Below are 18,935 nucleotides of genomic sequence, written 5' to 3'. Positions count from 1 at the left end.
ATGAATTGTGCGCTCATCCGGGGCCCGGGGCAAGACCCCGCTGCCTGTCGGTTTCCGGCGTGGCGATCTGGTCATATCTGACCGATTCCGCTGACCAAATCGTGACGAATCACGCGAGGTCGGCCAGTCCGTGCGCATTCCGGCGGCGGTCCGTCCAGAATCGCCGCATGCGTGTACTTCTGACCGGCGCAGCCGGATTCATCGGCTCGCACATCCACCGCGCGGCACTGGCCGCCGGACACGAGGTCGTCGCGGCCGACTTCATGCTCGCCGCCGCCCACGGATCGGCCGCCGTGCCCCCGCCCGGCATCGCCCGGGTGGACGTGCGCGACCCGGACGCCCTCGGCGATCTCCTGCACGGCATCGATGTCGTCTGTCATCAGGCCGCCGTGGTCGGCGCGGGCGTCAGCGCCCAGGACGCTCCGGCCTACGCCAGCCACAACGACCTCGGCACCGCCGTGCTGCTCGCGGCCATGCACCGCGCCCACTGCCGCCACCTGGTGCTGGCCTCCTCGATGGTGGTCTACGGCGAGGGCCGCTACGTCGATTCCGCGGGCGTGCCCGCCGAGCCGGCCCCGCGTACCCGCACCGATCTCGACAACGGCCGATTCGACTACCGCGGCCCCGACGGCCGTCCCCTCACCTGGACGCCCATCGACGAGGACGCGCCCCTGCGTCCGCGCAGCCTCTACGCCGCCTCCAAGGCGGCCCAGGAGCACTACGCCATCGCCTGGGCCGCGGCCACCGGCGGGACCGTCACCGCACTGCGGTACCACAATGTGTATGGACCCGATATGCCCAGGGACACGCCATATTCCGGGGTCGCCGCCATCTTCCGCTCCGCACTCGAGGCGGGTGAGTCCCCGCGCGTGTTCGAAGACGGCACGCAGGCCCGCGATTTCATTCACGTCCGCGATATCGCGGAGGCCAATGTCGCCGCCCTCGAACACCCGCTGGGCGCGTTCACCCCGCTCAATATCGCCTCGGGTACCCCGATCACCATCGGCGAGGTGGCGGCCACCCTGGCCCGCGCCTGCGGCGGCAAACAGCCCGTGGTGACCGGCGAATACCGCGCCGGAGACGTCCGCCACATCGTGGCGAGTCCCGAACGCGCCCGCCGCTCACTGGGTTTCGTCGCCGCCGTCACCCCGAGTCTGGGGCTCGCCGAATTCGCGACCGCGCCTTTGCGCTCCGCCGCCGGGAACGGGGCCCCCACCTGGCGGTGAATTCGGCTGCGGCGATTACCAATTCGTCAGGATCAGGTGGTTGACGAGGAGCGCCCCCGCCGCCTGCGCGGCGAGCCAGAAGCGCGTGCTGTGGCGGGGGAGCAGCGCGGTCGCCGACAGCGCCCACACATCGAACGGCAGCCAGATGCGTTCGGTCTCGGCCTTGCTCAGCCCGCTGATGTCCGCGATGAGGATGGCGGTGATCCCGGCGGCGGCCAGTAGCGCCGCCGGATCGACGTGGGAGCGCCAGCGCGAGAGCCAGTTCCGCCACGGCCGTACCGGCAGGATCTCCAGCTCGACCAGCACCCGGCTGCCCGCGGCGGCGGTGGCCAGCCCCACCGCGCACACCGTCGCCGCGAGATTGCCCCAGACCCAGTACGAGTAGGGCCGCTCGCTGGCAATGCCCTGGTAGTAGCGCTGTACCACGAGGTGATAGCCGGTGGGCCACCAGAATCCCGCCGCCGCGAAGACTGCCACCACCGCCAGCGCACCCGCGAGCGTCGGCAGCGCGGGCCGCAGCGACCGGGCCAGCAGCACCGCCGCGGCCGGAATCACCATGAGCGCCAGGCCGTAATTGAGGAAGAGGGTGAACCCGAACAGCACTCCGGACGCCAGCGCGAGCAGGACCCAGTCCCGCTCCAGTCGGGTCGCCAACGCCAGCAATGCCACCGCCCAGGCGCCCACCCCGGCGAAGAGCCCGTCCGCGGAGACCGCGATCCAGATGACCGCGGGCATGAGCGCGAGGAATGGTGTTGCGGCCCGGGCCCGATGCTCGGATCCCAGCGCCCGGATGGCGAACGGCACCGCCGCCGCGGCACTGGTCCCGACCAGTACGCACAGCAGTCCCGCCCAGGCTCCGCCGCCCAATCCGATCCGGTCCAGCAGCACGAACACCAGCAGCGCGCCCGGCGGATGCCCGGACACGTGGGTGGTCCACGAATCGGGCTGGAAATCCAGGATGCGCCCGGAGAATCCGCGCAGCATGGCCCCGATGTCGTGCACTCCGCCGACCTCGTGCAGGTACTCGTCGCGGGTGGTGAGCCGCCCGGCGAAGCCGCGCTGCCAGCCGTCCACCATGGCCAGCGCGAACGCCCACGCCGCCGCCGTCGCCCACGCCGCCAGCAGCAGTCGTCCCCACGACAGCCGCCGTGCCAGATCGGGGCCGAAGCGCACCACGGCCGCGGCGAGGGCGACGGCCGGCACCGTGCCCCACCCCAGATGCGGCAGCCAGCCACCGAAGATCGGCGCGGCCTCGGCGTAGAGCCGGTCCCGCCAGGGTTTGCCCTCGATTCGCGGAAACACAAAGGCGGCGAAGACCAAGAGGAGAGCCGCGAGCGCGCAATAGCCGTCGACACGGGTGGAGACGTAGCGCGCGACCCGGGTCGCGGAAGCGTTCGCCATGCCGGAAACCCTAGGCTCCGAAACCCGCCGGAACTGTCCGGATCGCCATTTCTCCTGCTCTTGTCATACTTTCGTCATGCGTGTCCCGGGGTCGGAAAACCCCGATTGGCCGTACGGTCGAGGCCATGACCGAGTTGGACTCCGTACCCGGGGTCACGGTGGTGATCCCGTGCCGGGACGAAGCGGAAGCGCTTCCCGGCGTACTGTCAGCAATTCCGGTGGGCTACCGGGTGATCGTGGTGGACAACGGCTCCACCGACGGCACCGCCGAGGTCGCGCGTGCCGCCGGAGCGACCGTGGTGACCGAATCGACTCCCGGCTACGGCAGCGCCGTGCACGCCGGCGTCGACGCCGCCCACACCGACCTGGTCGCCGTCCTGGACGGCGACGGCTCCCTCGATCCCGGCGAACTTCCGCGGCTGGTGGCCGAATTCGGCCCCGGCGTCGACATGGTGGTCGGCCGCCGCCGCGCGGCGGTACCCGGTGCGCAACCCCTGCATGCGCGAATCGGCAACTGGGCCTTCGCCTTCCGGTTGCGGCGCCGCTACGGCCTGCCGGTGCACGATATCGCCGCCATGCGGGTGGCCCGCCGCGAACGCCTGCAGGCGCTCGGCCACCTGCACGCCCGCTCCGGCTATCCACTGGCCCTGCTCACCGGTGCGGCCCGCGCGGGCTGGCTGGTGCTGGAGCGCGACATCACCTATCGGCCGCGGACTCACGGCGAGTCCAAGGTCTCCGGTTCCTGGCTCGGCACCGTGCGTGCCGCCCGAGACTTCTGGAGCGTGCGATGAATCCGACCGATGTCCCCGCCACCATGCTCGTGGTGGCCAAATCGCCCATCCCCGGGTTCGCCAAAACCCGTCTCACACCGCCGTTCTCGCCGGTGGACGCCGCCTACCTGGCGGCCTGCGCCCTGCTCGACACGCTGGACGCGGTGCGCGAGAGCGGCATCCGGCACAGCGTCGTGGCCTGGACCGGCGACCTCGATCGCGCCGAGCGTTCGGTCGAACTGGCCGCCGCCCTGCGCGAGGTGACCGTGGTGCCGCAGCGCGGCGACAGCTTCGGCGAGCGCCTCGCCAACGCCCACGTCGATGCCGCCGAGTTCGGTGTCCCGGTGCTGCAGATCGGCATGGACACCCCGCAGGTCGACGCCGACCTGCTGAACCGCTCGGCCGCGCGCCTGGTGGCCACCGGCGATACGGTCCTCGGCCCCGCGGCGGACGGCGGCTGGTGGGCCCTCGGTCTCCCCGAGCCGCGCCCGGCGCAGCTGCTCACCGACATCCCCATGTCGACCGCCCGGACCGGCGAGCTCACCGCAACAGCCCTGCGCCACAGTGGATTCCGAGTCCACTCCCTCCCCACCCTCACCGATGTGGACAGCTATGCCGACGCCGTCTCCGTGGCGGCCGTGTCCCGCGGCCGCTTCAAATGCGCCGTCGCCGACCTGGTGACCGCGAAAACCCCCGCCCCACTCTGAGATTCGAGCTTGGAAAGGAGCCCGCGGCGGACGCCCGAACCGACCCCGCCGCGGACGCCATGTCAGAACCCACCGCACCGCCCGATAAACCCGCACTGCCCGGTGGGCCAGTCCAACCCGGGGGAGAAGCGGCCGGGGCGCTCCAACTGTTGCTGCCGGTCGCGCTTTCCGATCGGCTGAGTCCCGCCCGCTCCACGGCCGTGGTCGCGCGGACGGGCATTGCCCTCGGCGTCGGCCTCACCATCCTGTTCGTGACCGGCCTGATCAGCCACCTGATCCAGCATCCGCCGGACTGGTTCTGGTGGCCCGCGCATCCGGTGTGGCTGTACCGGCTCACGCAGGGCACGCACGTGACGGTCGGGGTCATGATGATCCCGCTGCTGCTGGTGAAGTTCTGGTCGGTGTATCCGCGGTTCTTCATCAAACCGGCGTTGCGGCGGGGACTTCCGGACGCGCTGGAGCGGCTTTCGGTGGCAGTGCTGATCGGCGCGGTGCTGTTCGAGATCGTGACCGGGCTGTTCAATACCGCGCAGTTCTACCCGTGGAAGTTCTTCTTCACCACCACGCATCACGCCATGGCGTACGTGGCCTTCGGTGCGGTCCTGGTGCATATGGCGGTCAAGCTTCCCGTTGTGCGGCAGGCGCTTTCGCGGCCGATCGACAATCCTGTCCCGGATGCCGACCAGACCGGAGAATCGGAACGCGCGCAGCCGGGTGTTTCGCGGCGCGCGGTGCTCGCCGCGGCCGGGCTGGGCACGGTCGTGGCGGGCCTGGCGGTGGCGGGGCAGTCGATCCCGTTCCTGCGCTGGGTCTCCCTGCTCGCGCCACGCAGTGGCGAAGGCCCGCAGGGTGTTCCGATCAACCGGACTGCGACAGCCGCTGGAGTTGCCGAGACCGCCCGCTCACCGCAGTACGCGCTGACGGTGAAAGTCGGTGGCCGCGAACACAGTTTCTCCCGCGCCGACCTGGAGGCCCTGCCGCAGACCGACAGCGCACTGCCCATCGCCTGCGTCGAGGGCTGGAGCGCGCAGGGCCACTGGTCCGGTGTCCGCCTGCGCGACCTACTGGCCCGGGTGGGCGAATACGGGGGTGGCGACGTACGTTTCGTGTCCCTGGAGACGACCGGCATCTACGGTTCGTCCGTCCTGCCCCGTACCCACGTGGTGGATGCCGCCACGCTGATCGCCCTGCGCCTCGATGGCGAAGACCTGGCCCTCGACCACGGTTACCCCTGCCGCCTCATCGCACCCAGCCGCCCGGGCGTCCTGCAGACCAAATGGCTGAAATCGATCGAGGAACTGCCGTGACGATCACCCGAATCCTGCTGGGCGCGCTGGGCATCGGCCTGGCCGTGTACGGCGTCGAACTGCTGTTGAAGATGAGCACCCCGGACCTGCACTCGGTCGCGATCTGGTTCATCGGCGTCATCCTCGCCGAGAACCTGGTCTTCGGCCCGGCCGCGGCCCTCGCCGGCGCGCTCGGCCGCCTCGTGCTCCCCGCCCGCTGGTGGCCCGCCTACGCCGTGGGCGCGTTCATCAGCCTGGCCCTGATCCTCATTGCCGTCCCGGTGTTCGGCCGTGAGGGCGCGGTCCCCGGCAACGCCACCATCCTCAACCGTGACTACACGGTCGGCCTGCTGGTCGCGCTCGCCGTGGTCTGGGCGGGGGTGGCCGCCTACCTGCTGTTCACCGCCCGGCGGTGGTCAGCAGTGGCAGCCGGACCTCGAATCGCGCACCGTCGGAACGATTCTGCGCGGTGATGTCCCCGTGGTGTGCCGCCACCAGCCCGGCGGCAATGGCCAATCCCATGCCGCTGCTGCTGCCGAGTTCGGCCGCGCCGGGGGAGCGGGCGGAGCTGCCGCGGTACGCGACCTCGAAGATGCGCGGCAGATCGGCCTCGGAGATGCCGGGCCCGGTGTCGTCGACCCGGGTCCAGGCGTGCCCGTCGTCGGCACCCGCCGAGATATCGATGCGCCCGCCGGGCGGGGTGTGCGCGATGGCATTGGCGACCAGGTTGGTCAGTACCCGGCCCAGCGCCCGATCGCTGCCCGCCACCACGATCTTGTCCTCGGGTTGCGTTGCGGCCAGGGTGATCCGGGCGCGGTCCGCCGTCGGCCGGTTGGCCGCCAGCACCTCGTCGATGAGCTCGCGCAGATCGACCGGCTCCATCTGCAGCCGCAGCGCCCCCGAATTGATCTTCGACATCTCGAACAGGTCGTCCACCATCGCGGAGAGCCGATTCGTCTCGCGCACAATCTGGTCCGCGTATCGCTGCACATCCTCAGGACGCGACACCACACCGTCCTGCAGCGCCTCGCCCATGGCGCGAATCCCCGCCAGCGGGGTGCGCAGATCGTGGCTGACCCAGGCCACCAGCTCGCGCCGCGACCGTTCCGCCGCGCGCTCCTGCTCGAGCATCTCGCGCTCCCACACCGTGGCGCGGGCCTGCTCGCGGCCGAGCAGAATCGCCGCGGGCACCGTGACAGCGGTGACGACGGCCAATACCACTGCCGTGCGCTCGAATTCGGCCCCGAACATGAGCCCGCTCACCGCCACCACCCCGCACAGCGTGGCCAGCGTCGGAATCAGCACCAGCACGGCCATGCTCGTGGTCATCGCGCGATTGCGGGTGTAGCGCAGCAGCAGTGCGCCGATCACCACCACCGGCAGCGTGCCGGCCAGCGCGTACCCGATCAGCCCGGGCGTATCAGTCGGCACCGGACACCTCCTCGGTTCCCGGATCGGTACCGAGATCGGCTCGGCCCCAGGCATATCCGCGACCCCACACCGTTTCGATCCGATGTGCGGCGCCCAGTTTGGCGCGCAACCGCTTCACGTGCACGGTGACCGTGGACAGGTCGCCGAAGTTCCAGCCCCACACCTCGGCCAGCAATTCCTGCCGGCTGAAGACGCGCCGCTGGTGCGCCAGCAGGAAGGCCAGCAGATCGAATTCGCGCGCGGTCAATTCGACCGGCGTTCCACCCGCCACCACGGTCCGCGCCGCCCGGTTCAACTCCACCCCGTCCCCGCGCAGCACCTCGTCGGCCACCGGCTGCGGATGCGCGCGCCGCAGCACCGACGCCACCCGCAGCGCCAGCTCGCGCGGACTGAACGGCTTGGTCACGTAGTCGTCCGCCCCCGCCTGCAACCCGACCACCCGATCGTCCTCCTCGCCGAGCGCGGTCAGCAGAATGATCGGTGTCTCCGGATGCGCCCCCGCCCGCACAGCCCGCGTCAGATCGATCCCATCCGGCGCCGGCATCATCACATCCAGCACCGCCAGGTCGATCTCGTTCCGGGCCAGCACGGCTGCGGTGGCAGGCCCGTCCGCGGTCTCGACCACCTCGAGCCCGTCCCGCTCAAGATACCGCCGCACCACCTCGCGCACCACGGGATCGTCATCCGCCACCAGAATCCGCATCTCCCCACCCTAGGCGGCGCCGAACCGCGAATCACCTGGTCCGAGCCATTCCCGCAGTCGCCGTCACAGTTTCGTCACCACCGCTGACCGGCTCCAACGGCCCTGCGGACCTACCGTCGAACCATGGACCCCGCACCCGCCGAGCTCCGTGTGGTCGCCGCGGTCACGGTATCGGGGCGGCCGATCGCCTGGCCGGCGCGGTGCTGAGCGCACCGAGCGCGGGATCGTCGGGAGGGCGGCCGGGCGCAGGCGGCGGCCTGAGCCGGGCAGCTCTACGCTCTGGACGTGACCAGCGATATGTCCGGCCCGGCCGGCGAGGTCGAAGCGGAAGGCGGACAGGTCCGGGCCTCGACCCTGGAACTGTTCTTCGACCTCGTCTTCGTCTTCACCATCACCCAGCTCGCCCACGCCTTCACCCACCATCCCGGGTGGTCCGAGCTGGGGCATGTGGCGCTCATGTTCGCCATCATCTGGTGGATGTACGGCGGGTATGTCTTCCTCACCAATGAGGTCGCCCCGAGCAATTCGTCGCGCCGCACGTTCCTGCTCATCGGCATGTTCGGTTTCTTCATCATCGCCCTCGCGATTCCGAGTGCGTTCCAGGGTTCGGGGCTGGCCTTCGGGCTCGGGTACTTCGTGATCAACACGGTGCACAGCGTCATGTTCGCGAGGTCGGGCAGCCGGGGGGCGAGCTCCGCGATCCTGCGTCTCGCGCCGCTCAATGCCGTGTCCGCGGCGCTGGTGCTGGCGGGCGGCATCGCCGAGGGCTGGGTGCGCGCCGTGCTGTGGATGATCGCGGTCGCGGTGCAGGTGGTCTCGCCGTACCTGGCCCGCACCGAGGGATTCATCATCCGCCCCAGCCATTTCTGCGAACGCCACGGTTTGGTCGTGATCATCGCGCTGGGCGAATCGGTGGTGGCCATCGGCGCGAACCTGACCGGTATGGACCTCACCGTCGGCCTGGTCGCGACCGCGGGCCTCGGCCTCACCCTCGGATATGTGCTGTGGTGGGCCTATTTCGGCTTCGACGACGAGCGCGGCGAGCACCGGCTGCGGGCACTGCGAGGCGACGCGCGCGTCCGCGCCGCCGTGCTCGCCTACGGCTATTCACTGTTCGTGCTGGTGCTCGGCATCATCCTGACCGCGGCCGGCATCTCCATGACCATCGCGCACGGCAACCAGCCCGCCAATACGGCCGCAGCACTGGCGCTTTCGGGTGGCGTGGCCCTGTTCCTCCTGGGCCAGTGCCTGTTCCGGCTGGCCCTCGGTCTTCCCCACCCGGGCCTGCGATTCATCGCCGCGATCGCCGTCCTGGCCACCGCGCCGATCGGGATCGCCTGGGTGGCATGGGGACAGCTCGTGGTCCTGATGCTGGTCGCCTACGGCTTCGTGATCGCCGACGACCTGCTCCGACTCCGATCCGGGGAGCGCAGCGCGTACCTGCAGGACATCTCGGGGTTCGGGCACCGGATCATTCGCGACGGCGATCGCTAGCCGCGCTCAATCCCGTTGCGGCAGCGCGCAACCGTCGGGACCGCAGGCCTCGCCGTCCGCGACGATCTCGAGCTCCGGCGCGTGATCGCTCCAGGCCCGTTCCAGCGCCTGCGCGAACACCTCCGACGGCTGCGCGCCCGACACCCCGTACTTGCGGTCGAGCACGAAGAACGGCACGCCACGCGCGCCCAGCTGGGCGGCCTCGGCCTCGTCGGCACGCACCGCATCGGCGTAGGCCTCGGGGGCCGCGAGCACCTCGCGTACGGCGGCCTCGTCGAATCCGGCCGACACCGCGACCCGAACCAGCCGTTCGGTATCTCCGAAAAGCGGTTCCTCCTCGGCGAAGTTGGCCGCGTACAAGGCATCCAGCAGCTGCTCCTGCTTGCCCTTCTCGAGCGCGAAGTGCAGCAGCCGATGCATGTCGAAGCTGTTGCCGAAGTCCCGTCCCGAGGTCAGGTACGGCAGCCCGACCGCCTCGGCCTGCGCCCCGATGCCGCGCTCATTGGCGGCGGCCTGCGCCTCGCTGATGCCGTACTTCTCCGCGATGTGCGGCACCACCGCGTCGCTGTGATCCCGGGGCAGCGTCGGGTCCAGCTCGAAGGACCGGTGCACCACCGACACGGCATCCCGATGCGGGAACGCCTCCAGCGCCTCCTCGAAACGACGCTTGCCCAGATAGCAGAACGGGCAGTTGATATCGGTCCAGATCTCGACCTGTACGGCCATCACACCTCACACTCCGACGCTGTTTCCGCAGGCCGGATGGTCCGGCCACCCCCCTGCCAACCGGCGACCGGGCCCGAATGTTCCACTGTGACCCAGTTCACAATGGCGGGTTGTCACGTTCCGCGGGGCTGTCCTGTCTCATGCCCGACCCAGCAGGAACGAGCCCCACGGAGCCGACCATGAACGCCACCACCAACACTCACCGAATCGTCGTCCTCGGCGCCGGCTACACCGGCATGCTGGCCGCCATTCGCCTGGCCCGCCGCACCCGCAAGCTGGACGCCCACATCACACTGGTGAACCCCTCGGAGCGCTTCACCGAGCGGCTGCGCATGCACCAGATCGCCGCCGGGCAGGAACTGGCCGACCACCGCATCCCCGAGCTGCTGGCCGGTTCGGGTGTGGTCTTCCACCGCGCGGCCGCCGTCGCCATCGACGCCGAGGCCCGCGTCGTCACCCTCGACGACGCCACCGATCTGCCCTACGACACCCTGATCTACGCCCTCGGCAGCACCACCGACACCTCGATCGTGCCCGGCGCCGACCACCACGCCTGGACCCTCAACGATCCGCGCCGGGCCCGCCGCTGCTCGCACCGGCTCACCGAAATCGCCGCTGCCGCAGGCACTGTCACCGTGGTCGGCGGCGGTCTGACCGGTATCGAGGCGGCCACCGAGATCGCCGAATCGCACCCGGGCCTGACCGTCACCCTGATCAGCGCCCAGGAACCCGGCCACATGATGGGCGACAAGGCCCGCGCGCACCTGAACCGCGCCCTGGACCGGCTCGGCATCGTCCGCAAGGTCGGTGTGCAGGTCGCCAAGGTGCTGCCCGATGCCGTGCGCCTGACCACCGGCGACCTGATCGCCTCGGACCTGACCCTGTGGACCGCGGGCGTGAAGGTGTCGCCGCTGGCCGCCCAGGCCGGAATCGCCGTGGACGAGCGCGGATTGATCGTCACCGACACCACCCTGCGCTCGGTCTCGCACCCGGAGATCCTGCCCATCGGCGACGCCGCCGCGGTGCGCATGCCCTTCGGCGTCCTGCACGGCACCTGCCAGAGCGGGATGCCCACCGCCGCCTACGCCGCCGACAGCCTGGCCCGCCGGCTGCGCGGAAAGACCGTGAAGCCCTTCCGATTCGGCTACATTCACCAGCCGGTGAGCCTGGGCCGCAGGGACGCGGTCATCCAGTTCACCAAGGCCGACGACACCCCGCGCCGCTGGTACCTGAAGGGCCGCGCCGCCGTCGCCTACAAGGAGCAGGTCAGCGGTAGCCCGGTGCCGGTGTACAAGATGAGCAAGCACATGAACATGCAGGTGCAGTTCGCCAACGGCGGCGGCGCCACCCGCGCGATCGCATGCTGAGATCATCGAAACGACCCGAACGTCTCTCCGGTTCGCGTCCGCCCAGGTAGCCGGGATATCGATGCGATATCCCGGCCCGCCGATGGATTCATTTCACAAGACCCGGTAGGTATGAGTCCCATGCAGGACCACACGCCCGACCAGCCCGTACCCGCTGCCCGGCAGGACGATTCGATCGATCCCTTCGTCGCCCACCGCCGGCTGCTGTTCGGCACCGCGTACCAGATGCTCGGCACCGTCACCGACGCCGAGGACATCCTGCAGGACGCCTGGATCAAATGGCACGAGGTGGACCGGGACACGGTCACCCACCCCAAGTCCTATCTGGTCCGCACCGTCACCAATCTGGCGCTCAACCGCCTCACCTCGGCACGCGCCACCCGCGAGACCTATGTCGGGCCGTGGCTGCCCGAACCCCTGCTCACCAGCACGGCCGACGCCGCAGAGGAGACCGAGATGGCCGACACCGTGTCGACCGCCATGCTGGTCGTCCTCGAAACCCTGAGCCCGGTCGAGCGCGCGGTCTTCGTGCTGCGCGAGGTCTTCGGCTATTCGCATGCCGAGATCGCCGGTTTCCTGGACCGCCCCGAGGCCACCGTCCGCCAGATCTCGCATCGCGCCCGCTCCCACGTGCACTCGCGCCGCCCGCGCTTCGACACCGATGTCTCGATCCGCTCGGAGGTCACCGAGAAGTTCATGGCCGCGGCCCAGGGCGGAGATGTCAACGCGCTCATGGAACTGCTGGCCCCCGACGTGACGCTGTGGAACGACGGTGGCGGCAAGGTCACCGCCGCCCGCCGCCCGCTCTACGGTCCCGACCATGTGGCTCGCTGGATGCTCGGCGCCATGGCCAAACCGATCAGCGCGGGCATCCGCCTCGAATCCGCCTACATCAATGGCGAACTCGGCGTGCTGGCCATGATCGGCGACTACCGTGTGGGTGCTCTGACCTACGACATTCGCGATGGTCACATCGAAAACATTCGCTTCCAGGTGAATCCGGACAAACTGGCCGGTATTCAGCAACAGGGTGGCGGCGAATAGGTCGCCGAATCGGTCGGTCGACAGGAATCCGGCGTCGCGGCGATAGCGGTCCCGTACTGTTCGGCGCTCGTCGGGGGCATCCGCTCCCGTTTCGACACCGCTACTCTGCAAGGGAATTCGTAATGATCGGCTATACCAAGCGCCGTGCGGCGCTACACATTCTGCCCTGGGCCGCCGCGGCCTTCATCGGTGCGAGCAGCGCGCTCGCCGGTCCCGCGGTCGCCGCGCCGGTGCTCCACACCGCCTGCGCTGCCAGCGAATACGAGAATGTGAGCGGCGCCTGCGTGCCGCGCCCGGAGCAGTCTCCCACGGTCCCGGACGGGGCTACCGCCCGCTGCAAGGACGGCACCTACAGCTTCAGCCAGCACCGCAGCGGCACCTGCTCGCACCACGGCGGCGTCGCGGCCTGGCTCTGAGCACCGCTTCGGCTCCGGCCACGCGGTAACCGGCCCCGCACGGCCGTCCCGGCACTCCGGGCGGGACGGCCGTGCGGAACAATAGGTCGGCGTGAGTGCCGAAGAGCTTGCCGTCGAACCACTGTGCGCCGCGCGGCGCCTGCTCGGCAGCACGCTCTGGTCCGGGCCGGTGGGCCTGCGCATCGTCGAGGCCGAGGCCTACGGAAGCGACCCCGCCGGCCCGTGGCCCGACCCGGCCGCCCACTCCGGCCGCGGCCGCACCCCACGCAACGCGGTCATGTTCGGCCCGCCCGGCGTGCTGTACGTCTACTTCAGCTACGGCATGCACACCTGTGTGAACGTCACCAGCGGTTCCGACGGCGTCGCCAGTGCCGTCCTCGTCCGGGCCGGGGAGATCATCGCGGGCCACGATCTCGCCCGCACCCGCCGCCCCGCCGCCAAAACCGACGCCGACCTGGCCCGTGGCCCCGGCAATGTCGGCAGCGCCCTCGGAATTCGCCTGGACGACTACGGAACTCACCTCTTCGACCCGGACGCGCCGATTCGCTTGGAACTCGGCCCCGAGATCACCGATCCCGCTGCCGTATCCGCCGGTCCCCGGGTCGGGGTGAGCCTGGCCGCCGACCGTCCGTGGCGCCTGTGGCTGCCGGATTCCCCGGCGGTGTCGACCTACCGCCGCAGCCCGCGCGCTCCCAAGCTGGATCGTTCCGCCTAGTCCGGATCGGTCCGCGCGCCGGGCGGGATGCGGCGCACCGGAGTCCGTATCGGCGGGCGGACCGGAGGACTACGGTGGACGAATCGACCGCTCACCCTAGGTGGAATAGCCCATGTTCGAACGGTTCACCGACACTGCCCGCCGCGCCATCGTGCTGGCCCAGGAGGAGGCCCGCCTGCTCGGGCACGACTGGATAGGCACCGAACACCTGCTGCTCGGCGTCCTGCACGGCGGTGATCCGATCGCGGGGCAGGCCCTCGCGGACGTGGGCCTGGACCTGTCCGGCCTCCGCGAACGGGTGAACCAGGCGGTCGGCGTCCAGGAGAATGGTGGCCCCGCCGGGCACATTCCCTTCACACCCCGCTCGAAGAAGGTGCTGGAGATGTCGCTGCGCGAGGCAATGCGCCTGCAGCACAACTACATCGGCCCCGAACACCTGCTGCTGGCCCTGGTCGCCGAGGGCTCCGGCGTGGCCGCCCAGGTCCTCATCAGCGAGGGCGCCACGGCCGACGACCTCCGCGACCGGATCGACGCCCGCATGGCCGCGAGCCCCGGCCCGACCGGCGTGCCCTCGGCCGAAGCCGAACTCCGCCGGCGCATCACCGAACTCGAACACCGGGTGGCCGAACTCGAACGCCGCCTGGACGGCCCCGGCACCGGGACCGTCCTCGGCGACATCATCGGGTAGCTCCGGCTACACGCTCAGCGGTACCGCCCGGGCGGCTCGCTCCCCGGCCGCCAGCACTGCGGAAACCGTGGCGCGGGCGGAGGTTTCACCGGTACCGAAGGCCCAGGCCACGCCACCGTCCGTCCGGTACTCCAGGTAGGCGACGGCCGGATCGACTCCGGCGCGGTCCACGCTCTGATGCGTCACCGACAACACCTCGACCGAGAACCCACGCCGGCCCAGCAGACCGATGGCGTCCTCGACCGTCGCATCGGCGGGGATGCCCGAATCGGCCGGGCCCCCCGCGTAGGTCGCGGTGAACAGCTGCCACAGCGTCCGCGCCGACACCTCGGTCCCGGTCCGGTCGGTGTGGTGCTGCACGTGGCGGGCGAAGTCGATCTGCAGGCGGCGCGGCAACTCCAGGCCGTACTCGGTCTCCAGCAGGTACGCAATCCCGCCCTTGCCGGACTGCGAATTGACCCGGATCACCGCGTCGTAGGAGCGGCCGACGTCGGCGGGATCGATGGGCAGATACGGTACCTCCCAGTCGATTTCGCGTTCGGGCCGCCCCAGCCGGGCCGCCCGCTCGCGATGCTCGGCGAACCCCTTCTTGATCGCGTCCTGATGCGTCCCCGAATACGCCGTGTACACCAGATCACCGGCGTAGGGATGGCGTTCGTGCACCGGCAGCCGCGTGCAGTACTCCACGGTCCGCCGCACCTGGTCGATATCGGAGAAGTCGATCATCGGATCCACGCCCTGCGCATGCAGATTCAATGCCAGCGTCGCCAGATCCACATTGCCCGTGCGCTCCCCGTTGCCGAACACGCACCCCTCGACCCGCTGTGCCCCGGCCAGCACCGCCAACTCCGCGCACGCGATCCCGGTGCCGCGGTCATTGTGCGGATGCACCGACAGGATCACACTGTCGCGCCGCGCCAGATTCCGGTGCATGTACTCGATCTGATCGGCGTACACATTCGGCGTCGCCACCTCGACCGTCGCGGGCAGGTTCAGCGTCACCGGCCGCTCGGGCGTGGCGTCCCACAGGGTCGTCATGCGGTCGCAGACCTCCAGCACGAAATCCGGTTCGGTCAGCATGAACACCTCGGGCGAGAACTGGAACCGGACATTCGGCATGTCCCCGGCCAGTTCCAGCACATCGCGCCCGCCGGCCGTGATCAGCTCGGCCAGCTCGTCACGGGTCTTGCCCAGCACCACATTCCGCCAGGTGGGCGCGGTGGCGGTGTACATGTGGATGACTACATCGTTGGGAATGCCGCGCACCGATTCCACGGTCCGCTCGATCAGATCCCGGCGCGCGGGGGTGAAGACGACGATGGTGACGTCCTCGGGAGCCAGCCGCTCGGCCCCGATCAACCGCACGAAATCGAAGTCGGTCTGCGAGGCGCTCGGATAGCCGACCTCGATCTCCTTGTAGCCCATGGCCACCAGCAGTTCGAAGAACCGCCGCTTGCGGTCGGGATCCATCGGCTCGGCCAGGGCCTGATTGCCGTCGCGCAGATCCACCGGCACCCACAGCGGTGCGGTCGTGATCCGGTTGGCGGGCCAGGAACGTTCGGTCAGCGGCACCGAAACCCGTTGGTACACATCGCGATACCGATGCGAGGGCATGACGGACGGCTGCTGACGATTCCAGCTCGGGGGAGTGCTCACGGGAGATTCGCTTTCGCGTCGGAGGAGGTGACCGGCGCAGCACAGCGAGCCCGCTAGCGGGGTGCCGGTCGGTCAGACCCCGCCGCGGCGGTGAAGGAGAAGCAGGGCACCCAGAAGCATGTGGACTAGACTAGAGGGGATTCACTCCTCAGACAAGTAGAGAGGCCGAGCAATAGTGGCGCAGGTACAGAGGCATCCGCTCGCCGCCCAGGCTGCCGAGGTCCTGCTCTCGCGAATTCGCGCGGGGGAGTGGCAGCTGGGCCACCGCCTCCCCGGCGAGACCACGCTCGCCGCCCAGCTCGGCGTCGGCCGCTCGACGCTCCGCGAGGCCATTCGTGAACTCGCGGGTAAGGGCGTGCTCGAAAGCCGCCAGGGCGCTGGAGTTTTCGTCACCGCCCTGGATGTCGCCGAGGACTGGGACACGGTGCTGCGCCGCTCGGACATCGTCACCGTCATCGAGGCCCGCATCGCCATCGAGGCCGAGGGCGCCGCCCTGGCCGCCCGCCGCCGCACCCCCGCCGACCTGCGCGCCATGCTCCGCGCCCTGGCCGCCCGCGCCGAAAGCGGCGATTCCGTCGAGGGATTGGTCGACGCCGACACCGCCTTCCACCGCACGGTCGTGGCCGCCGCCCACAACGACATCCTGCTCGAGCTGTTCAATGCCTTCGTCCCGCGCTCGCGCCACGCCATGATCGACATGCTCCGCATCCGCCCCATGCGCGATCCGGCCACCGACCACCACGCGCACGAGCACCTCTACGACGCCATCCGCGCGCGCGATCCCGAGGCCGCCGCGACCGCCAGCCGTGTCCACCTGACCGCGCTCAGGGCCGCCTTCGAGCCATAGCCAAAAAAATTCTCCCGAGCGGCGATGAGTTTCCGCGACGGCCCCCGTCCTAGTGAGCAAGCGAGTTCGACACCGAACCGACAAGCCCCGGAAGGACATTCGACATGACCGCCATCGCCGCCACCCCGACCGTCGCCACCGCCACCGCCACCCCGAGCAAGCTCCGCAACCGCGTGCTGTGGACCCTGCAGATCGTGCTCGGCCTGTTCTTCATCGTCGCCTCCGGCCTGCCGAAGTTCGCGGGCCAGGCCGACGCCGTCCGCGTCTTCCACCAGATCGGCTGGGGCGACTGGTTCCGCTACTTCACCGGACTGGTCGAGGTATCCGGCGGCATCGGCCTGCTGGTCGCCCGCCTGAACGGTCCCGCTGCCGCGGGCCTGTCCATCACCATGGTGTGCGCCGCCGCCACCCAGGCCTTCGTCCTCGGCTCCCCGGCCCTGGCGGTCTTCCCGCTCGTCCTGGTCGGCGTCTTCGCCTGGATCGCCTACGAGCGCCGCGCCTCCTTCTCCACCTTCACCAACCTGGTGAAGTGACCCGAACAATCGCTCGACCCCTGCCCGTCGCCGACGAGACTCGGCGACGGGTTTCCTCGTATGTCACGCGACAACTGATTTCGTTGCGACCGGGGTAACTCGTCGGGGACGGCCAAAATTGTCTTGGCTCTCCACCGGTGGCCGCATGCAGTACCGGCGACGGCACCAAGGCCGGGCGAAAAAGTCGCGGAGAGGCGGAATGGAAAGATAGGGACCGTGAGCGGCGACATCATCGATGAACTGACCTGGCGCGGGTTGATCGCGCAGTCCACCGACCTGGACGCCCTGCGTGCGGCCGCGGCCAAGGCCCCGATCACCCTCTATGCCGGGTTCGACCCGACCGCGGCCAGCCTGCACGCCGGACACCTGGTTCCCCTGCTTGCGCTCAAGCGCTTCCAGCGCGCCGGCCACCGCCCGATCGTGCTGGCCGGTGGCGCGACCGGTCTCATCGGCGACCCTCGCGACGTCGGCGAGCGCACGATGAACTCCACCGACACGGTCGCCGAATGGGCCGGCCGTATCCGCTCCCAGCTGCAGCGCTTCGTGGATCTGGACGGCCCGAACGCGGCGATCATCGCCAACAACATGGACTGGACCGGGTCGCTGAGCACGGTCTCGTTCCTGCGGGACATCGGCAAGCACTTCTCGGTGAACGTCATGCTGGCCCGCGACACCGTCAAGCGCCGGCTGGAGTCGGACGGCATGTCCTACACCGAGTTCAGCTACATGCTGTTGCAGGCCAACGACTTCCTGCAGCTGCGCCGCGAATACGGCTGCACGCTGCAGGTCGGCGGTTCCGACCAGTGGGGCAACATCATCGCGGGCGTGGAGCTCAACCGCCGGGTCGACGGCGAGCACGTGCACGCCCTCACCGTCCCGCTGGTGACCTCGGCCGACGGCAAGAAGTTCGGCAAGTCCACCGGCGGCGGCAGCCTCTGGCTGGACCCTGAGATGACCAGCCCCTACGCCTGGTACCAGTACTTCGTGAACACCGCCGACGCCGACGTGGTCCGCTACCTGCGCTGGTTCACCTTCCTCTCCCGCGAGGAACTCGACGAGCTCGAGAAGGCGACCGCGGAGCGGCCCTTCGCCCGTGAGGCCCAGAAGCGACTGGCCGCCGAGATGACCACGCTCGTACACGGCGAGGCGAACACCCATGCGGTGCAGCTGGCCAGCCAGGCCCTGTTCGGCCGCGGCGATCTGCGCGAGCTCGACGAGTCGACGCTGTCGGCGGCCCTGGCCGAATCCGCGGTCGACGGCAAGGTGGCCGAGGCGACGGGAACCTCCACCATCGTGGATCTGCTGGTCGACTCGGGTCTGTGCGAAGGCCGCAGTGCGGCCCGCCGCGCGGTCAACGAGGGCGGCGCCGCGGTGAACAACGAGAAGGTGTCCGATCCGGAGTGGACCCCGTCCGACGCCGACTACCTGCACGGACGCTGGCTGGTGCTGCGTCGCGGCAAGAAGAACTTCGCCGGCGTACGCCGCGCGGCCGACTGACTGGTTCGCCGATACCGAAACAAGATCGAAATGACCTGGGTCACAAACCAGTGGCCCAGGTCGCCGATCGCCCCGGTCAGCAGCCCGTTTACCAGCACAAACGACTCCGCGACCAGCGGATTTGACCTCGCGTTATCCGCCGCGTAACTTAGTCCAGGTCAGAGCGACACGGACACCGACCGGGACCGAAACGCCCAGCTCAGAGGCTGGAAATCATCGGAAGCGGATACGAGGTTGGACGAGGAGCGCCGGACATGAACACGCCAGCCAGAAAATTGGCCCTTGACTCTGCGGAGGCTCGCGGCTAGGCTGGAAAAGTTGCCTCGCAGGATATCCAATCAACTTTGGATCGATTGCTTGTGCGTGTGTTCTTTGAGAACTCAATAGTGTGTCGATGAATGTCAGTGCCAAATATTTTATTTGGTTCC

General features: G+C 69.6%; 19 protein-coding genes. 14 read left to right on the top strand and 5 right to left on the bottom strand.

Annotated elements, in window-relative coordinates; translation table 11 throughout:
• Nucleotides 1-167: 167 nt before the first annotated feature.
• On the top strand, nucleotides 168-1,226 hold the full coding sequence (locus ACFXN1_RS33225) for an NAD-dependent epimerase/dehydratase family protein (protein ID WP_379441820.1): 1,059 nt from the start codon (nucleotides 168-170) through the stop codon (nucleotides 1,224-1,226).
• A gap of 15 nt (nucleotides 1,227-1,241) precedes the next feature.
• Here ACFXN1_RS33225 and ACFXN1_RS33220 read toward each other — a convergent pair whose 3' ends face one another.
• Entirely contained in the window at nucleotides 1,242-2,627 is a 1,386-nt protein-coding gene (locus ACFXN1_RS33220) for a hypothetical protein (RefSeq protein ID WP_379441819.1), read from the bottom strand.
• Between the two features lie 125 nt (nucleotides 2,628-2,752).
• Between ACFXN1_RS33220 and ACFXN1_RS33215 the strand changes: the two genes are divergently transcribed.
• The 4 genes from ACFXN1_RS33215 to ACFXN1_RS33200 are packed head-to-tail and all read left to right on the top strand — an operon-like array spanning nucleotide 2,753 to nucleotide 5,863.
• Nucleotides 2,753-3,418, top strand: a complete 666-nt coding sequence (locus ACFXN1_RS33215) for a glycosyltransferase family 2 protein (RefSeq protein ID WP_379441817.1) — start codon at nucleotides 2,753-2,755, stop codon at nucleotides 3,416-3,418.
• Nucleotides 3,415-4,104, top strand: a complete 690-nt coding sequence (locus tag ACFXN1_RS33210; protein ID WP_379441816.1) for a DUF2064 domain-containing protein — start codon at nucleotides 3,415-3,417, stop codon at nucleotides 4,102-4,104. The genes ACFXN1_RS33215 and ACFXN1_RS33210 overlap by 4 nt, the downstream gene beginning before the upstream one ends.
• Nucleotides 4,105-4,163: 59 nt before the next feature.
• Complete coding sequence (locus ACFXN1_RS33205; protein ID WP_379441814.1) at nucleotides 4,164-5,411, top strand: molybdopterin-dependent oxidoreductase; 1,248 nt, start codon at nucleotides 4,164-4,166, stop codon at nucleotides 5,409-5,411.
• The gene (locus ACFXN1_RS33200) at nucleotides 5,408-5,863 is read left to right on the top strand and encodes a hypothetical protein (RefSeq protein WP_379441813.1); all 456 of its coding nucleotides are present in this window, start codon (nucleotides 5,408-5,410) and stop codon (nucleotides 5,861-5,863) included. Before ACFXN1_RS33205 ends, ACFXN1_RS33200 begins: the two co-directional genes overlap by 4 nt.
• On the opposite strand, the gene ACFXN1_RS33195 is transcribed toward ACFXN1_RS33200, so the two are convergent.
• Complete coding sequence (locus ACFXN1_RS33195; RefSeq protein ID WP_379441811.1) at nucleotides 5,790-6,821, bottom strand: sensor histidine kinase; 1,032 nt, start codon at nucleotides 6,819-6,821, stop codon at nucleotides 5,790-5,792. The two genes, ACFXN1_RS33200 and ACFXN1_RS33195, sit on opposite strands and share 74 nt — an antisense overlap.
• Nucleotides 6,811-7,524 (bottom strand): response regulator transcription factor, encoded by a 714-nt coding sequence (locus ACFXN1_RS33190; RefSeq protein WP_379402696.1) that lies wholly within the window; start codon nucleotides 7,522-7,524, stop codon nucleotides 6,811-6,813. The genes ACFXN1_RS33195 and ACFXN1_RS33190 overlap by 11 nt, the downstream gene beginning before the upstream one ends.
• Before the next feature lie 285 nt (nucleotides 7,525-7,809).
• On the opposite strand from ACFXN1_RS33190, the gene ACFXN1_RS33185 reads away from it, so the two are divergent.
• A complete protein-coding gene (locus tag ACFXN1_RS33185; protein WP_379441810.1) occupies nucleotides 7,810-9,018 on the top strand; it encodes a low temperature requirement protein A in 1,209 nt (402 codons plus the stop codon).
• Nucleotides 9,019-9,024: 6 nt separating this feature from the next.
• Here ACFXN1_RS33185 and ACFXN1_RS33180 read toward each other — a convergent pair whose 3' ends face one another.
• On the bottom strand, nucleotides 9,025-9,744 hold the full coding sequence (locus tag ACFXN1_RS33180) for a DsbA family oxidoreductase (RefSeq protein ID WP_379402694.1): 720 nt from the start codon (nucleotides 9,742-9,744) through the stop codon (nucleotides 9,025-9,027).
• Between the two features lie 179 nt (nucleotides 9,745-9,923).
• On the opposite strand from ACFXN1_RS33180, the gene ACFXN1_RS33175 reads away from it, so the two are divergent.
• The 5 genes from ACFXN1_RS33175 (at nucleotide 9,924) to ACFXN1_RS33155 (ending at nucleotide 13,974) form a co-directional block, all read left to right on the top strand.
• Entirely contained in the window at nucleotides 9,924-11,111 is a 1,188-nt protein-coding gene (locus tag ACFXN1_RS33175) for an NAD(P)/FAD-dependent oxidoreductase (RefSeq protein ID WP_379441808.1), read from the top strand.
• Between the two features lie 120 nt (nucleotides 11,112-11,231).
• Nucleotides 11,232-12,155: an RNA polymerase sigma-70 factor gene (locus tag ACFXN1_RS33170; protein WP_379441807.1), complete on the top strand. Its 924-nt coding sequence runs from the start codon at nucleotides 11,232-11,234 to the stop codon at nucleotides 12,153-12,155.
• A gap of 122 nt (nucleotides 12,156-12,277) precedes the next feature.
• Nucleotides 12,278-12,571, top strand: coding sequence for a DUF3761 domain-containing protein (locus ACFXN1_RS33165; RefSeq protein WP_379441805.1), 294 nt, complete (start codon nucleotides 12,278-12,280; stop codon nucleotides 12,569-12,571).
• 91 nt (nucleotides 12,572-12,662) lie between these two features.
• A complete protein-coding gene (locus ACFXN1_RS33160) occupies nucleotides 12,663-13,286 on the top strand; it encodes a DNA-3-methyladenine glycosylase (RefSeq protein WP_379402690.1) in 624 nt (207 codons plus the stop codon).
• Nucleotides 13,287-13,398: 112 nt separating this feature from the next.
• A complete protein-coding gene (locus tag ACFXN1_RS33155) occupies nucleotides 13,399-13,974 on the top strand; it encodes a Clp protease N-terminal domain-containing protein (RefSeq protein ID WP_379441804.1) in 576 nt (191 codons plus the stop codon).
• A gap of 6 nt (nucleotides 13,975-13,980) precedes the next feature.
• Here the strand turns inward: ACFXN1_RS33155 and ACFXN1_RS33150 are convergent, their stop codons facing one another.
• Nucleotides 13,981-15,588 (bottom strand): 2-isopropylmalate synthase, encoded by a 1,608-nt coding sequence (locus ACFXN1_RS33150; protein ID WP_379441849.1) that lies wholly within the window; start codon nucleotides 15,586-15,588, stop codon nucleotides 13,981-13,983.
• A gap of 214 nt (nucleotides 15,589-15,802) precedes the next feature.
• Here ACFXN1_RS33150 and ACFXN1_RS33145 point away from each other — a divergent pair, with 214 nt between their 5' ends.
• The 3 genes from ACFXN1_RS33145 to tyrS all read left to right on the top strand — a co-directional run bounded on the left by ACFXN1_RS33145 (nucleotide 15,803) and on the right by tyrS (nucleotide 18,507).
• Complete coding sequence (locus ACFXN1_RS33145) at nucleotides 15,803-16,477, top strand: FadR/GntR family transcriptional regulator (protein WP_379441848.1); 675 nt, start codon at nucleotides 15,803-15,805, stop codon at nucleotides 16,475-16,477.
• 104 nt (nucleotides 16,478-16,581) lie between these two features.
• Complete coding sequence (locus ACFXN1_RS33140) at nucleotides 16,582-17,010, top strand: DoxX family protein (protein WP_379441802.1); 429 nt, start codon at nucleotides 16,582-16,584, stop codon at nucleotides 17,008-17,010.
• A gap of 216 nt (nucleotides 17,011-17,226) precedes the next feature.
• Nucleotides 17,227-18,507 carry a tyrosine--tRNA ligase gene (gene tyrS, locus ACFXN1_RS33135; protein WP_379402687.1) on the top strand — a complete coding sequence of 427 codons (1,281 nt, stop codon included), beginning with the start codon at nucleotides 17,227-17,229 and terminating at the stop codon, nucleotides 18,505-18,507.
• The last annotated feature ends 428 nt before the right edge of the window (nucleotides 18,508-18,935 follow it).

Source organism: Nocardia sp. NPDC059154 (genome assembly GCF_042755705.1).
Taxonomy (GTDB): domain Bacteria; phylum Actinomycetota; class Actinomycetes; order Mycobacteriales; family Mycobacteriaceae; genus Nocardia.
The sequence above is the reverse complement of the archived record's forward strand: the minus strand, read 5'-3'. Positions and strand labels throughout refer to the sequence as shown.